This window comes from Novosphingobium kaempferiae (assembly GCF_021227995.1).
Classification (GTDB): Bacteria; Pseudomonadota; Alphaproteobacteria; order Sphingomonadales; family Sphingomonadaceae; genus Novosphingobium; species Novosphingobium kaempferiae.
The window spans coordinates 582,831-597,194 of the sequence record NZ_CP089301.1 but is presented as its reverse complement, the minus strand read 5'-3'; the positions used below and the strand labels follow the sequence as shown (position 1 = coordinate 597,194).

Genomic DNA, 14,364 nt, shown 5'->3' with positions numbered 1-14,364 from the left:
CGGCACTTGGAAATACCTCGCTTTCCCATTGGCTAAAACATGAGCGTGAGATTTTGGAGGTGGTCAACCTCGTCATCCGCGAACTTGAGCCGGACGTAGCGCCTACTGGTGCAGCTGGAGACCCGTACCGATTTCTCTCCCGAATCCGTTAACGCAAAGAATCGGGGCCATTGCGGGCAAACATTCGACACCCGCACGCGTGGCGCATTGAATCTGTCGCATGCGGGCAGCGTCGGGCGGTTCCGCAGGGAACTTCGCATGCCGCTATTGCACTATCGCTTAAGCGAAGGGGAAAAGTCGTGACAAGGACGAGAGTTTGCAAACATTCCATTTCAATGCCTTCAACGGAAGCGCCACGCCGGACCCAACCGGAACGGAACTGGAAGACGTAGTCGACGCAAAGTGCAATGCGATGCGGTATGTTGCGGAGATTCTCACTGAGAAGGCCTCGAAGCGACAGGGATGTGACGATCTTCGCGTTGAGGTGACAGACGACTCGGGATTGATCCTGTTCACCGTGATTGCGTCGATCATCGACGCACCCGCCATGGGAGCAAAGACGGACTGATGTCGTCAGGCGATGGTATCGCGGTTTCCATTTTCAGCGTGAGCATCGGGCCTTTCAGGAGCGCGTCGCCGAGTGCGGGCTACCTGCCTCGCGCCACTGCATAGGGGCTCTCAACCAGCAGCCGGCGCGCGAGTTTGCCGAGCAGTCGACACATCAGATGATCAGTAGGCCCGAAAGCGTGAAGTAAGTGGCAGGCCCAGGTACTGGTGGAAAATAAGCCTGACACCCACGATACTGTGAACCGCTCGGGTCACATTATTTCCCGGCGCATGTACGTCGGGATATCTGGCATGCATGCTGCTCTGTCCTCTTAGAAAGGGGAGCACAGAGCCGTTTCTGAAGTGAGTAAAATGGTGGCCCAGTTCCAACGGAGGGAGTGGTGGGAGCAAGAACCGGGCCACGAGGCTGCGACTGGTTTGGTCTGTTTGATTTATAAACGGGTCTTAAAGCATCGCCGTTCCCGACTCGGTCATCGGTTCGTCGCGTACTGGAAGCCCTCTGGGCCCAAGTGTCCAGCCTTTGGATGAAGGTCGTCGGCGCAACAGATCCGGCGCATCTTTTGTTGGTCAACCGGCACGCAAAATTTTTGATGATAAGTGGGTCAGGCGAGCGCCAGACCGAGTGCGATTGCCGCCACGCCAACAGCCCTGAGGACGATCCTGCCCCACAGCGGCAAACCAAAGTCGCCCATTATGGTGCTTGCCACGGCAATCACCCCGGCCGCGCTAAGTGTAAGCATTCCTGGGGACAGTGAATCGATATGTGACATGCGCCCCCTTTCACACCCGCAACCCACTACTCGTGCAGCTCTCTTATTCGGCGGCGCAATAACATAGATCATGAAGCCGGAATGCTCTTAGTCAGATCAGCGATATCGCGAGCTTGAGAGATTTTTGCCCGGTGATCGCACCTGCAAGTCAAATGAAATTCGCAGCATCAATAGGCGTGGTCTGGCATTGCCTTCGCCTTTTTCTTCCGGTCCGAGATAGAAACAACGTCCAAACCGATGCCAATTGCGCACAGCTGAACGACGATTTCTCAACCGAATCCGGCGATACAAATGTAATTGAAATCTGGCTGGACGTTTCTTGGGTTGTCCGAAGATTTTCGTCCCGTTAGAGGCGCAACCCGGACGGCACCGCGAAGCGCGACCACGCTCAGTGCCGTCCACCCCCCGATGTGATTAGATCAGTTGCGCCGTCATGACCTGCGCGATCATGTGCGCGCGATTTCGCGAACGCGTCTTGAGCCTTACGTTCTCGACATGACGCTCGACGGTGCAGGGGGCAATTTCGAGACGAATTGCCGCCTCTTTCGCGGAGAATCCATCGGCAACCAAGCGAATGACTTCGGTCTCGCGTAGAGTAAGTGTCAGCGTTGGTATCAAAGACATGAGTGGCCCCTCATTTAAGGAGGCGGTGTTGTGCGCACGAAAACGAATTAAAGGATATCAGTATTTTTTGCAGTTAACGATAAGGTTAGGAAATGTGGCGGAAAATCGTGGATAGAATTATAGATATCGGGCGTTGTCATTAGCAAAAATGCCCACTCAGTCCTCGGAGAAAACCTAATCGAGTTGATCTATGTTAATATTATTGACGCCTCGGAAAATTGGACCTGTCGATTCGTTTCGCTGTTGGGGGAAGATTCAGTGGAGGCTGAATCGTCTCATGTTGAACCTGAGAAGTGACGTGCAGGATTATTGCTGACCAATTCTCTTCTGCGTCAAAGTTTTGAGTCTGGCGGAATGCAGTCCGACGCAGAACATCGACTCAGTGGAAATCCGCTGAATTGAATACCGTAAAGCCCAGCTTCCGACGCGAGCGCAGCAGGAATGAAGTGCTACGCTCGCGTCGTAGCCAAAGGCGGTTGCGGTCGCCTTGGCCAAGCCGTTGACGGAGGCGCAGTCGGCCCATGAGATCGCGCCTCGATCATCGCAGAAATGCCATCGGCAAGTACGGCACTTCTGAATCGAGATGATAACAGAGAACTCTCGCGCCGGATTAACCCACATCAATATTGCGATGTTTAAGGTCACGAGCGGCGATCCGGCGTTTTCAGATCGAGATCGACACGGAAAGGTTGATTCTTGGCGGACGCGGCATCGACCATTGCATAATAAACGGACAGACAATTACCGGACGGTGCCGAATGCCTCGCATTCTCGTGACATCATGCCGTTCGGGCCGCATACCAGGCTGCATAGGGTGTGTTCCGCGCCATATGGCGATTGAGGTCAGTAGCTCCGTCGTCCCACCAAACCGGTCCCCGTTCTCCCAGCAGACGCTTGGCCGCTTCCACTGCGGCGTGCGCCTGATCCTCCGCTGCCTTATCCTTTGAACGCCGGGCAGTCGCTATCGCACGGCGGGCGGTCATCAGGTCACTCACCAGTTGCGCCCGCCGGTCTTCGGGCAGGCGCGGGTCAGACAGTCGCCATAGCCTGCCGCGGACCACGAAGTAGCGTCCGTCGGGCGTGACGGGATAATTACGCGCAGTGGCCGCTCTGTCAGCCATGGCGCGTACTAACGACCGTTGCCCGCGACCGGTCCGGTCGCCGCTGCACAATCTGATATCTCAACTGTTTTTCCGGATCGGTATGTATTGACAGATGAAGCTAGGCTCGGCGGCGGCAGAGCTTCGCGTCAAATGGACGAACAGGCGCTCGCCGACCGACTGGTCCGTCAGGCAGAAAGCCTCTTCAGCTTCGTAAAGATCGTCCTTGTGCGGATCGGCCCAGTGTCTGACCGCCTTCATCGCGCGCGACTTCGCTTGGCGCTCGCTTTCCGCGACGACGAAGATGTTGCGGTGGCGTTCCGCGAACTCCCCGGGCTCATACCCGCCCAGATTGACGAAATAGAGTTTCTCGGGCCCGGTGAATGGCTCGGCGCGCAGAGACACGTCGTAGCCGTCCGCGTGGGTGATATGCGCCCAGCAATCAATGTGCAGACTGCGAGGTACGCCCCACCAATCGCGACGCAGCGCCGTGTAAGTTTCCTCGATCGCATCGGCAACGACGAAACGCACGTCGTGGACTTCGATATTGGCACCTGGAAACTCGCCGCCGATGTAGATCGCAAACAGCTTCATGACACTGCCGCACTCTTGGTCTGAATTGCAGGCACAAGCGTGCCGGGTCGCTCCCGCGCGAGGGCAGCAGCAAGTTCGGCGCCTACGATGCGGCCCATCTCGCAGGAACTCGTTATACCTTGGATGAAAGGGTGCCGGCCCATGATGAACGGCAGGCTGAGGCAGAACAGCTGGTCCGTTGGAATGTCCGGCGAGATCGGGTGGAACTGGTCGTCGACAACGATCCCGCGCGAAGGGGGCCGCGAGGAACCCGCCGACGGGCTAGCTGCTACGTCGCGCACGATGCCCTGCTCACGTAGCGATGCGAATGGAAAGTCCTTGGCAGGCAGGGCGCGTTGGCCCGTCGCCTCGATGAAGACGGGGAAATGAATCTCATCGCCATCCAGGTGGAGGACGGCACCGCTTTCCGCCGCGTAGCTGTCGATCCTGTAGTCTTCTCCGACCCGCATGACATCAAGCTTGCCTGCTTTGTGAAGCGCTAGCATCCGCTTGATGGATTCATGTGGGACAGTGGCGTAATCGTCGACGAACACGGGCTTAAAAAAGCGGGAGAACCGCCGGAAATCGGCATCGTCGAGAGAGGGTATCAGGCGTTGGATGACCTCATGCATGCGCAGGATCGCGTAGCGCCAGCCAACGGTGCGACCCGCCTGATAATTCCCCTGCGCTTCCGCCAGATTTCGTTCGGCCCATACGAATGGATCGGCGGCCATGCGCTCGGCAAAATAGCCATCGCAGAATTCTTCCATGCTCAGGTGCTCAAGGCTGACCTGCCGGGCATAGGCACTGTCCGCTGCGGCCAGTTCCTCCTTGAACAGGCCGAAAGCGTGATCGAGCAGATCCTCCGGCTGCGTGGCTAGCAGTTTGTCGATCGCCTGGTCCGTGCAGATGGCGAGCGGTTCGTAGGGTATCGGGAAATAGAAGTCCGCTTCGGGAAGCAGGCCCTTGCGCGACAACATCGTCATGTGGAAGCTGTCTGTGTCTGCGCCGGGCGCATAGACCAGATCACCCTCGCTATCCTCGACGAACTTGCCATGGCTCACCGCCAGCGCCACCGCGGCGTCTATCGCGGTGAGAGATGAGCCGCGAATGCCGATCCGGCAGGCGGGGATCTTCTCGATTTCGGACGCTGGCCAGGGGCTTAGGAAATAGCCCGGCCGCACCTCCGGCTGGTCAGGCCATTGGTGGCCCGTTGCCAGCACGACGTGGTCGAAGCGTGCCTCGCAAACACTGCCGTCCTCGGGGCGGACGAGCAGAGTCATTCCATCGTCGGCGCTGATGGCGTCGACCACTTCGCACCGTGTCCGTACGTCGACCACCACTCCCGAACGCACCGCCCGTTCCAGCATCGCATGAAGCTGTTCGTAGAAGTATTCGCCGAGAAGCACGCGCGGGTAGAAGGCCCGATCGTCGATTTGCTCTCTGCTGATGTGTAGTTCGACAAGCCTTTCGTTGCTTTGCCGATCAAGCCACTCGACGAGCGGCTCTTCCAGCGGCGGAATTTCGACGCTGGCTATGTTGGACAGCATTGCCGGATCGTTCCAGCCGGGCCGATAAGGCGTGCCTCGCCCGACGTTCGCCTGCTTCTCGAACACGGTCAATTCGAACGGGCCCACTTGCTCCTGCAACAGGGCATGCAGCGTGTATATCGTGGTCGGGCCGGCGCCGACGAACGCAACGGATCGGGTCATCCCGGAAAAATGCTCAAGAGATCGGGCTGGCTCCCAAAAAAGAGCTAGATCCAGGTTAATTTGACAGTCTTGGTGGCATTAGGTCGAAGTGCGAGTGGTGCAAACGCCGTCCCACTCCCTATCTTGTACTCAAAGAAAGGGTATGTGGTATGGCGAACGGCTGGGCGCCCGACAGCGCCGTTCAGGATCAGATTGAGGACAGCCTCAACGATGCCGTATCGGCTGCGCGTGCCCGGCTACCAAAGGGTCGCGGAAGCGCACAGTGCGAGGAGTGCGGCGAAGCAATTCCAGAAGCAAGGCGTCGCGCAATGCCAGGGGCACGGACTTGCGTTGTCTGCCAGTCTGCACGGGATAAGCTGCCAGCCCGTTCTATGTTCAACCGACGCGGAAGCAAGGACAGCCAGCTGCGCTGACCTTGTGCCGTAAAATCGTCATTTGAATTTGTGGTAGCCTTAGCCGTCCGGACGTTGCCGCCGAGTAGTGCGGATTGATCGTCATCTGCCGCTGCAGCGGACGGTCTGCCCTGAGCGTCGGAGTTTGGCGATTGAAAGGCAGGTGGGTGCTGGTTGCGATATGATGCGCAAATCCACACCCAGAAACTACGTGAGAATATAAAGTAGAAGTTTGTTTTTGAGATTGGTATTAAAGCATATTCATCTATATGATTTTATAAAGTGCGCGATATGGATAGATAATTCAGATGATTTCATGATGCGCTGTGTCCAAAGCGAGGTCTGATAATTTCAGCGCCGCTGCGTAATTGATCGATGTGATCCGACCAGTGCTGCATCATCCGTTCTCTTTCGGACCAGTACTGCCCACGGGCATAGGCTCTCCTGATGGAGTTGCCGTCTGCATGGGCCAACTGTCGCTCGATAGCGTCTGGATTCCAGATCCCCATTTCGTTGAGCAAGGTTGCTGCCAATGCTCGAAATCCATGTGCGGTCATTTGATCTTTCGCAAAGCCCAACCTGCGAAGCGCCGCGTTGAGTGTATTGTCGGACATTGGCCTGGACAGGGATCTCAGGGACGGGAAGAGGTATGAGCTGTAGCTTGCGTCATGCTCAATCTCGCCAAGGATCTCGATCGCTTGAGCGCTCAAAGGCACGGAGTGTGCGACACCCATCTTCATCTTGGGGCCTGGAATGGTCCAGACCTTTCGTTCGAGATCGAATTCCTTCCATTCGGCCCAGCGCAACTCACCAGGTCGGACGAAAACATGAGCGAGTAATCGAAGCGCCGTTCGGGTAAGGGGCATCCCGTCATAATCGTCGATGGCGCGTAGCAATGCTCCTGCCTCTTTTGATGTGGTGACCGCTGCACGGTGCTTTGTCTTCGGCGTGATAAGGGCGCCGCGAAGGTCTGCAGCTACATCTCGCCCCGCGCGGGCGCTGACGATGGCGTAACGAAAAACCTGGCTACACGCTGTGCGGATTCGGTTGGCGGTATCGTACCGCTTCGTCGCTTCGACTTTCTTGAGGGCAAGCAGCAATTCCGGTGCCGAGATTTCGGCAATCGGTCGCTTGCCGATCGATGGATAGATTTTGGCTAACAGCCACCGCGCCTTCTTTACGGTCATGGGGGCGGCGCCTTCGGTTTCGATCTTGGCGATCCACTCGTCGGCGATGGATTGGAAGGTGTTGGATGCGGCGAGCGATTGCTCGATTTTCTCGAGCCTCGCCTGCTCAAGCGGATCGATGCCTTTTGCCAGCAGGCGGCGGGCGTCTAACAGAAGGTCTCGTGCTTCACTCAGCGTGATTTCTGGCCAGCGTCCGAAGGACAGGGTACGCTGTTGCCCTCCAAAGCGATAATTCATCCGCCAGTATCGAACGCCGCTTGGCTTGACCAACAGGTAGAGCCCGTCTCGGTCGGACAGCTTGAACGCCTTGTCTCTTGGCTTTGCGTTCTTTACCGCGATGGCGCTAAGGCCGTTTTTTCCTGACGTCTCTGGCACTGATGGACCTCCGAGCATTGTCGGGCGGGGGTCCATCATCGGGACCATCAATGGCCATGGATGCGGCTGAACCCGTCCGGATTGGAGCGGAGATTATACCAGTAAAAACGGCGGAAAACAGCCATTCTCCGGACGTCCGTGGACGTCTCCGGAGAGGGGAATGGAGGCCCGAGCCGGAATCGAACCGGCGTGCAAGGATTTGCAGTCCTCTGCGTCACCACTCCGCCATCGGGCCATCCGTGTGGAGGAGTGCGCGCCTAGCAACCGATCGGAGCGAGCGCAATGGGGTTTGTGACCATCGGCGGAAATAGTCTGCGCATCCCGTCATCTTGCTACGGAACCGGGCGGCTTTCCGCTCGCTTTTCAGGCGCGGATGCCGGAGCGACGTTCGCGCAGACCCGTGTCCCCGCTCGTGAAAGGCGTCCCAAATGATTCTCGGAGCAGTTCTCGCCGGTGGTTTGTCCAGCCGCTTCGGCAGCGACAAGGCGCTGGCGGAAATCGGCGGGCGCACGCTGATCTCGCTTGCGGTCGATGCGCTGTCGGGCTGGTGCGAGCATGTGGTCGTCACCGGCCGCGAGACCGCGCCCGCGCCTACGCTGCCCGACTGGCCGCATGCCGGGATGGGGCCTCTGGGCGGGTTGGCCGCCGCGATGCACTACGCGCAGGACGAGGGATTCGAGGCAGTGCTGAGCTGCGGGGTCGATGCGGGGCTGCTTCCCGACGATCTGCCTGCACTGCTTGGCAATGCCCCGGCGTGCCTGGCCGCTCAGCCGGTGATCGGCCTGTGGCCCGCATCCGCCGCCCCGCAGCTCGAAGCCTTGCTGCAGGGCGGGGAGAGCCATTCGATGAACCGGTTCGCCGACCTTGTCGGCGCCCGGCGGGTGGAGATTGCCCCCGCCGTCGCCAACATCAACACACCGGAAGACCTCGCCCGCGCCTCAGCGCGGATCGTTTCCTAGCGGTCAGGCGGAGGCGGCCTGCATGGCGAGCGCTTCCAGCAATGCGGGCGTGAAGACGACCTCCGGGCGGCGCGACGTATCACCCGACGGCACGAGACAATAGCCACCCGCCGGAGCCGTGGCGACCATGCCCGACAGCCCGACGAACGCCAGTTTGCGACGCAGGCGGGACATATGGACGGCGATGCTGTTCGTCTCCGGCACGAAGCCCATCCGCCAGACATCCTGGATCAGATCCTGCTTACTGACAGCCTCGCCCGGAGTATCCGCTAGACGCCAGAGTAGCGCGAATTCGCGCGGGTTCAGGTTGAGCGTCTTGCCCCGGCCGTATGCCTCGCGCACCAGCAGGTCGAGTTCAAGCTCGCCGAAGCGGCGATGGCGCGGCAACCAGCGCGTCAGTTCCGCAAGTCGGCAGGCGCGGGCTTCGAACTCTCCGGCTTCGATCGTGTTCGCCAGTGCTTCGCCGAAGCCGGCCTGCAGAAGTTCGGCCCGCTCGCAGGCGGTGCTTACCCCGATCACCATGATGAAGCGCCGGATCTCGCTCGGCACCGCGAGCATGCGCTGCCAGCCGCTGCAGTCCAACCGCCCGGCGGGCATTACGCCCAGGCAACTGCTCGAAGGATCACCCGCGAGGTCCAGCGCCCAGCCGCTGTCCCTCAGGTCGTAGTCCGCCGGCACCCGCCCCGAGTCCAACCATCGAAATCTATAAGGCGACTCTCGTCGCATGAGCAGGTCCGCCATCTGTCCCCCAAAATGCACGAAATCGTCGTGCGACAGGAGAAGCAGATGGCGGTCTTTTGCCTAGCGGGACAACACGTATAATATTACAGGATAGCGCCTGTCTTAACCTTCATATCCCGCATGAATTCGGCCTTTTCTGCCGATATAGGTTAAGATGACGGTGTGTTTACACCCATGGAAACGAGGTAGCGCTTAACATTCCGCGCCGCCTGACGGAGACGCTGCTCGTTCTCCACCATGGCGATGCGCACGAAGCCTTCGCCGTCCTCGCCATAGCCGACGCCCGGCGCGACCGCGACTTCGGCGTGGGTCAGGAGCTGCTTGGAGAACTCAAGGCTGCCCATCTCCTTGAGCGCCGGGGGCAGGGGAGCCCAGGCGAACATCGAGGCTTTGGGCGGGGGGATGTCCCACCCGGCGCGGCCGAACGCCTCGACCATCACGTCGCGGCGCTTCTGGTAGAGGTCGCGGTTGCGCTGAACGATGTCCTGAGGGCCGTTCAGTGCCGCACAGGCCGCCGCCTGGATCGGCGTGAACGCGCCGTAGTCGAGGTAGGACTTCACGCGGGTCAGCGCCGCGATGAGCTTCTGGTTGCCGACCGCGAAGCCGATGCGCCACCCGGCCATCGAGTAGGTCTTGCTCATCGAGGTGAATTCGACCGCGACGTCCTTGGCCCCCGGAACTTCGAGGATCGAGCGGGTCGGGTTGCCGTCGTAGTAGAGCTCGGAATAGGCAAGGTCGGACAGGATCCAGACCTTGTTTTCCTTCGCCCAGGCGACGAGCCGCTCGTAGAACGCGAGATCCACAGTCTCGGCGGTCGGATTCGACGGGTAGTTGACGATCAGGATCGACGGCCGCGGTACCGTGAACGCCATCGCGCGGTCGAGCGAGCGCCAGTAGTTCTCGTCTGGCGTGGTCGGCACCGAGCGGATCGTCGCGCCGGCGATGATGAAGCCGAAGGTGTGGATCGGATAGCTCGGATTCGGGGCCAGAACCACGTCGCCCGGCGCGGTGATCGCGGTGGCGAGGCTGGCGAGGCCTTCCTTCGAGCCCATCGTCACGACGACTTCGCTCTCGGGATCCAGCTCCACATTGAAGCGGTTGGCGTAGTAGTTCGCTTGGGCGCGACGCAGGCCGGGAATGCCCTTGGACTGCGAGTAACCGTGGGCATCGGGCTTCTGCGCCACCTCGCACAGCTTGTCGAGGACGTGCTGGGGCGGCGGCAGGTCCGGGTTGCCCATACCGAGGTCGATGATGTCCTTACCGGCCTGGCGGGCTGCGTGCCGCATCGCGTTCACTTCGGCGATGACATAGGGCGGCAGTCGCTTGATGCGGTAGAACTCGTCTTCCATGACCTCAAATATCCAGTAGCTTCGGCGGCAGGATCGCCGCACGGTCCCTGTAGGGGATTACGTCGTTCGCGCAAATGGTGTGTGGCGAAAGATAATTGCAGAAATTGTCACGACGAAGCGTGCGAAGGGGGCTCGACAGGGCTTCCGGGCAAGGCCAAACCTCTATCGAATTTACAGGAGAGCGATTGCCGATGGCCACCGACGCCGATCTCATCACCGACGTCATGAAGGTTCAGGCCCAGGGGCTCACGACCCTGTTTGGGCAGATGATCCCGGCGGAAGGCTCGCCCGAGGCGGAGGCCACCGTGCAATGGGCCGAGGTCGCGGGGCGGCTGCATTCGATATGGACCGATTTCCAGGTCGAGCAGTTGACCAAGGCTGCGGGCGAAAAGCCGCCGCACTTCGCCGACCCCGTCAAATGGATAGGCACGGCAGAGGCGGTGATGCGCCAGCTTCCCTTCGCCAATCCCGAAATTCAGCAGAAGCTCTGGAACGAAGGCCTCTCGCTCGTCAATGCGGTCTTCGGCCAATATGGCCTCGGTCCCCGCGGCGAGCAGGCGCATGAAGAGCCCGAACTGCCGCGCCGCGACCATCGCTTCTCCGCCCCCGAGTGGCGCAGCCAGCCGTTCTTCGCGGTGCTCCACCAGCTCTACCTCATGATGAGCGAGCAGGTGCTCGGCATGGCCGATGCGGTCGAAGGGCTGGAGCCCGCGCGCAAGGCACAGCTGCGCTTCGCGACGCGCACCGTGGTCGATGCGCTGAGCCCCGCGAACTTCCCGCTGACCAATCCCGTGGCGCTGGCGAAGGCCACCGAGACCCGCGGCGAGAGCATCGTGCGCGGGTTCGAGAATCTGCTCGACGATATGCGCAAGGGCCAGCTTACCCATACACGCCCCGGCGCCTTCGTGCTGGGCGAGAACATCGCCGTGACACCGGGCAAGGTGGTTTTCGAAACCCCGCTCTATCAGCTCATCCAGTACACGCCGACGACCGAGAAGGTGCTGGCGACGCCGCTGGTGATCTTCCCGCCGTGGATCAACCGCTTCTACATCCTTGACCTGAACGCGCGGAAAAGCTTCGTGCGCTGGGCGGTGGAGCAGGGCGTGACCGTGTTCATGGTCTCGTGGAAGTCTGCCGATGCTTCGATGGCGGATCTCGTGTGGGACGACTACATCACCGCGCAGATCGAGGCGGTGGACTTCGTGCGCGAACGGCTGGGGGTGCCTTCGGCGCATACCGTCGGATACTGCGTCGCGGGCACGACACTTGCAGCCACTCTGGCTGTATTGGCGCGCAAGGGGCAGGCAGATCGGATCGCCAGCGCCACCTTCTTCACCGCGCAGGTCGATTTCGAGGATGCGGGCGACCTCAAGAACTTCATCGACGACCAGCAGATCGAGACGGTTGGCCGCCTTTCTCCGGAAGGCTACCTCGATGGGCGCTATCTTGCCGCGACGTTCAACATCCTGCGCGGCAACGACCTCATCTGGAACTATGTCGAGCGCAATTATCTCAAGGGCGAAGACTATCCGGCGTTCGACCTGCTCCACTGGAACGGTGACGTCACCAATCTGCCGGCGCGCTGGCATGGCAACTACCTGCGCGACCTCTATCGCGACAACCGGCTGGCGGTGGCAGATTCGCTGAGTGCGTGCGGCGTCCCGATTGATCTCCACCGCATCGCCACCCCCACCTACATCCAGGCCGGGCGCGAGGATCACATCGCGCCGCCGACCAGCGTGTGGAAGCTGACCCGTTATCTGGCGGGCCCGTGGACGTTCCTTCTAGCAGGCTCCGGGCATATCGCCGGCGTGGTCAATCCCCCCTCGACGGGCAAGTACCAGTACTGGACCAACGACGGCTCGCCGGACACTCTGGCCAGCTTCGTCGATGGCGCGACCGAGCATCCGGGAAGCTGGTGGCCGCACTGGATTGAATGGCTGCGTGCGCTCGATTCGGCGCAGGTGCCGGCGCGCGGAAAGCGCAAACCCGGTGGACGCGGGGACAAGGTGATCGAGGACGCGCCGGGGCGTTACGTCGCCTCGCGCTGAAACTAGGTCCATTTCGAATTTTTAATCGCGTGACCAGCACGGTTAGGCGTGCTGACACACGTCTGTAACCCGGCTTCGCCACCCTTCGGAGGCCGGAAATCTGCGAAATTGTGCGATGCAGCAAAAAATGGTGCATCGCAACATGATTGAGTTGACTTCGCTTGTGCAAAAACCTATTTTGCACCGCAGCAACGGATTGTGCGAATCGTAACTCGCACCAGGAATTTCCGGGGTGACGCCCGGCGGAACTCGAAGTTTTCACCTGAGGTTGGATGCACCGATGGCCGATAACGAAGACCCGAAGAACAAGGTCGCTCCTGCGCCTGCTGCCAAGCCGGTAGAGGCGAAGGGCGATGTAGTAACCATCAAGCCCAAGGCCCCTGCGGCCGACAAGCCGGACGAGCCTAAGCCCGTCGCGGCCGCTTCCGTGGCAAAGGCGCCCGAACCGGTTGCGCCTGCGCCGGTAAAGCCGGAGGCGCCGAAGTCGGTCGAGGTGAAGTCGGCAGCAGAGCCCAAGCCGGTGCCTGAAATCAAGGCTGCACCTGCCAAGGCAGAGCCCGTCAAGGCGGCGGCGAAGCCGGTTGCGGCGCCCAAGCCCGTGGCGGCCAAGGTGCCTGTCACCAAGGCTGCGGCGCCGAAGCCCAAGATCAAGCCCGCTCCGGTCAAGCCGAAGCCGGTTGCAGAAGTTGTTCCGGTCAAGGCCGCTCCGGCCAAGACCACCCCGGTAACGGTCGCTGCGACCGTGCCGGTCACCAAGGTTGCCGAGGAAATCAAGGAAGCGGTTGCGACCGTTCCGGTTCCGAAGGCGGCCAAACCCGATGCGGCACCCAAGACCGCACCTAAGAAAGTACCGGGCAAGCCCGTCTTCGCAGGACTGTTCTCCAATTTCATGCTCGAGGAAACGACAATGGACATGAGCGCTAACTTTACCGGTTTCCAGGATGCCGTGACCGAGGCTCAGGCCAAGGCCAAGGCCGCTTTCGAAAAGGGCACCAGCGTGCTCGGCGAAGTCAGCGACTTCGCGAAGGGCAACGTTGAGGCTGCCGTCGAATCGGGCAAGATCTACGCCGAGGGCGTTCAGGCCCTGGGTTCGGAATTCGTCACCGAGAGCCGCGCCGCCTTCGAGAAGATGTCGGGCGACATCAAGGATCTCGCCGCTGCCAAGTCGCCGACCGACTTCTTCAAGCTGCAGAGCGACCTCGTCCGCAAGAACTTCGACACGGCCGTCGCCTACAGCTCGAAGAACAGCGAAGCCATGCTCAAGCTGATGAGCGACACTTTCGCGCCGATCTCGGGTCGCGTCAGCATCGCCGTCGAAAAGGCACGCTCGGCCACCTCGCTCTGACGAGCGCCGGGCTCGACTGACCGGGTGAGCGTTTCATCCGGTCGATTGGGCCGCCGAACTGAGAATATGGGCCGGGGCACTTGTTATCAGGTGCCCCGGTACGATATTCTGGACACCATGAATTCCCCCATCGCCGATTCTGACCTGCCGCTCCCCTTGCACGTGCCCGCCTCTATCGTTGGGCAGGTGGTGATGGCGGATGATGGCGATTCCGATCGTGGAACGGGCGACGACCATCAGGTCGGCATCGCCACCAAGACCCGCGCCAAGCCCAAGAAGCCCAGCCAGTTCAAGGTGCTGATGCTCAACGATGACTACACCCCGATGGAATTCGTGGTGCTGGTCCTCAAGCGCTTCTTCAACATGGATCTGGAGCAGGCGACGCGCGTTATGCTGCACGTCCACCAGAAGGGCGTCGGTGTTTGCGGCATCTTCCCTTACGAGATCGCGGAGACCAAGGTGAACCAGGTGATGGATTTCGCCCGGCAGAACCAGCATCCGCTCCAGTGTACGCTGGAAAAGGCCTGATCGCATTCCTGCGGAGGCCGGAAACCTTGCTGTCCTCCCGACGTTGAACCGCCCTGCCGACTTGTGCACGATGCTCTCGGCAAGCCCTGCG

General features: G+C 60.5%; 13 protein-coding genes and 1 tRNA gene. 6 read left to right on the top strand and 8 right to left on the bottom strand.

All coding sequences use genetic code 11. The features are described 5' to 3' along the window. Window positions 1-316: 316 nt before the first annotated feature. On the top strand, window positions 317-568 hold the full coding sequence (locus LO787_RS02945) for a DUF6894 family protein (protein WP_103094846.1): 252 nt from the start codon (window positions 317-319) through the stop codon (window positions 566-568). A gap of 601 nt (window positions 569-1,169) precedes the next feature. Here LO787_RS02945 and LO787_RS02940 read toward each other — a convergent pair. The 4 genes from LO787_RS02940 to LO787_RS02920 all read right to left on the bottom strand — a co-directional run bounded on the left by LO787_RS02940 (window position 1,170) and on the right by LO787_RS02920 (window position 5,346). Next, on the bottom strand, window positions 1,170-1,337 hold the full coding sequence (locus tag LO787_RS02940; RefSeq protein WP_170065837.1) for a hypothetical protein: 168 nt from the start codon (window positions 1,335-1,337) through the stop codon (window positions 1,170-1,172). Window positions 1,338-1,751: 414 nt separating this feature from the next. Beyond that, window positions 1,752-1,961 carry a response regulator transcription factor gene (locus LO787_RS02935; RefSeq protein ID WP_232494387.1) on the bottom strand — a complete coding sequence of 70 codons (210 nt, stop codon included), beginning with the start codon at window positions 1,959-1,961 and terminating at the stop codon, window positions 1,752-1,754. A gap of 1,181 nt (window positions 1,962-3,142) precedes the next feature. Continuing rightward, a complete protein-coding gene (locus LO787_RS02925; protein WP_232494385.1) occupies window positions 3,143-3,655 on the bottom strand; it encodes a DUF1543 domain-containing protein in 513 nt (170 codons plus the stop codon). Continuing rightward, on the bottom strand, window positions 3,652-5,346 hold the full coding sequence (locus LO787_RS02920) for an FAD/NAD(P)-binding protein (protein WP_232494384.1): 1,695 nt from the start codon (window positions 5,344-5,346) through the stop codon (window positions 3,652-3,654). The genes LO787_RS02925 and LO787_RS02920 overlap by 4 nt, the downstream gene beginning before the upstream one ends. A 149-nt stretch (window positions 5,347-5,495) precedes the next feature. Here LO787_RS02920 and LO787_RS02915 point away from each other — a divergent pair, with 149 nt between their 5' ends. Next, a complete protein-coding gene (locus tag LO787_RS02915) occupies window positions 5,496-5,759 on the top strand; it encodes a DksA/TraR family C4-type zinc finger protein (RefSeq protein WP_232494383.1) in 264 nt (87 codons plus the stop codon). 293 nt (window positions 5,760-6,052) lie between these two features. Here LO787_RS02915 and LO787_RS02910 read toward each other — a convergent pair whose 3' ends face one another. Together LO787_RS02910 and LO787_RS02905 are read right to left on the bottom strand one after the other, a co-directional pair. Continuing rightward, window positions 6,053-7,318 carry a tyrosine-type recombinase/integrase gene (locus LO787_RS02910; RefSeq protein ID WP_232496236.1) on the bottom strand — a complete coding sequence of 422 codons (1,266 nt, stop codon included), beginning with the start codon at window positions 7,316-7,318 and terminating at the stop codon, window positions 6,053-6,055. A gap of 143 nt (window positions 7,319-7,461) precedes the next feature. Continuing rightward, a tRNA-Cys gene (locus LO787_RS02905) sits at window positions 7,462-7,535 on the bottom strand. A gap of 193 nt (window positions 7,536-7,728) precedes the next feature. On the opposite strand from LO787_RS02905, the gene mobA reads away from it, so the two are divergent. Continuing rightward, on the top strand, window positions 7,729-8,259 hold the full coding sequence (gene mobA, locus LO787_RS02900; RefSeq protein ID WP_232494382.1) for a molybdenum cofactor guanylyltransferase: 531 nt from the start codon (window positions 7,729-7,731) through the stop codon (window positions 8,257-8,259). 3 nt (window positions 8,260-8,262) lie between these two features. Here mobA and LO787_RS02895 read toward each other — a convergent pair whose 3' ends face one another. Both LO787_RS02895 and LO787_RS02890 read right to left on the bottom strand, forming a co-directional pair. Beyond that, window positions 8,263-9,000 carry a winged helix-turn-helix domain-containing protein gene (locus LO787_RS02895; protein ID WP_232494381.1) on the bottom strand — a complete coding sequence of 246 codons (738 nt, stop codon included), beginning with the start codon at window positions 8,998-9,000 and terminating at the stop codon, window positions 8,263-8,265. Between the two features lie 149 nt (window positions 9,001-9,149). Beyond that, window positions 9,150-10,349, bottom strand: a complete 1,200-nt coding sequence (locus tag LO787_RS02890; protein ID WP_232494380.1) for an LL-diaminopimelate aminotransferase — start codon at window positions 10,347-10,349, stop codon at window positions 9,150-9,152. A gap of 191 nt (window positions 10,350-10,540) precedes the next feature. On the opposite strand from LO787_RS02890, the gene LO787_RS02885 reads away from it, so the two are divergent. The 3 genes from LO787_RS02885 to clpS all read left to right on the top strand — a co-directional run bounded on the left by LO787_RS02885 (window position 10,541) and on the right by clpS (window position 14,273). Next, on the top strand, window positions 10,541-12,400 hold the full coding sequence (locus tag LO787_RS02885; RefSeq protein WP_232494379.1) for a PHA/PHB synthase family protein: 1,860 nt from the start codon (window positions 10,541-10,543) through the stop codon (window positions 12,398-12,400). Window positions 12,401-12,680: 280 nt separating this feature from the next. Then, window positions 12,681-13,745: a phasin family protein gene (locus LO787_RS02880; RefSeq protein ID WP_232494378.1), complete on the top strand. Its 1,065-nt coding sequence runs from the start codon at window positions 12,681-12,683 to the stop codon at window positions 13,743-13,745. Between the two features lie 192 nt (window positions 13,746-13,937). After that, entirely contained in the window at window positions 13,938-14,273 is a 336-nt protein-coding gene (gene clpS / locus LO787_RS02875; protein WP_232496235.1) for an ATP-dependent Clp protease adapter ClpS, read from the top strand. Window positions 14,274-14,364 lie beyond the last annotated feature (91 nt).

Coding starts and splice junctions, on each gene's coding strand:
- LO787_RS02895 (WP_232494381.1), bottom strand. CDS start 9,000: ATGGCGGACCTGCTCATGCGACGAGAGTCGCCTTATAGATTTCGATGG.
- LO787_RS02915 (WP_232494383.1), top strand. CDS start 5,496: ATGGCGAACGGCTGGGCGCCCGACAGCGCCGTTCAGGATCAGATTGAG.
- LO787_RS02885 (WP_232494379.1), top strand. CDS start 10,541: ATGGCCACCGACGCCGATCTCATCACCGACGTCATGAAGGTTCAGGCC.
- LO787_RS02920 (WP_232494384.1), bottom strand. CDS start 5,346: ATGACCCGATCCGTTGCGTTCGTCGGCGCCGGCCCGACCACGATATAC.
- clpS (WP_232496235.1), top strand. CDS start 13,938: ATGGCGGATGATGGCGATTCCGATCGTGGAACGGGCGACGACCATCAG.
- LO787_RS02890 (WP_232494380.1), bottom strand. CDS start 10,349: ATGGAAGACGAGTTCTACCGCATCAAGCGACTGCCGCCCTATGTCATC.
- mobA (WP_232494382.1), top strand. CDS start 7,729: ATGATTCTCGGAGCAGTTCTCGCCGGTGGTTTGTCCAGCCGCTTCGGC.
- LO787_RS02935 (WP_232494387.1), bottom strand. CDS start 1,961: ATGTCTTTGATACCAACGCTGACACTTACTCTACGCGAGACCGAAGTC.
- LO787_RS02940 (WP_170065837.1), bottom strand. CDS start 1,337: ATGTCACATATCGATTCACTGTCCCCAGGAATGCTTACACTTAGCGCG.
- LO787_RS02925 (WP_232494385.1), bottom strand. CDS start 3,655: ATGAAGCTGTTTGCGATCTACATCGGCGGCGAGTTTCCAGGTGCCAAT.
- LO787_RS02880 (WP_232494378.1), top strand. CDS start 12,681: ATGGCCGATAACGAAGACCCGAAGAACAAGGTCGCTCCTGCGCCTGCT.
- LO787_RS02910 (WP_232496236.1), bottom strand. CDS start 7,318: ATGCTCGGAGGTCCATCAGTGCCAGAGACGTCAGGAAAAAACGGCCTT.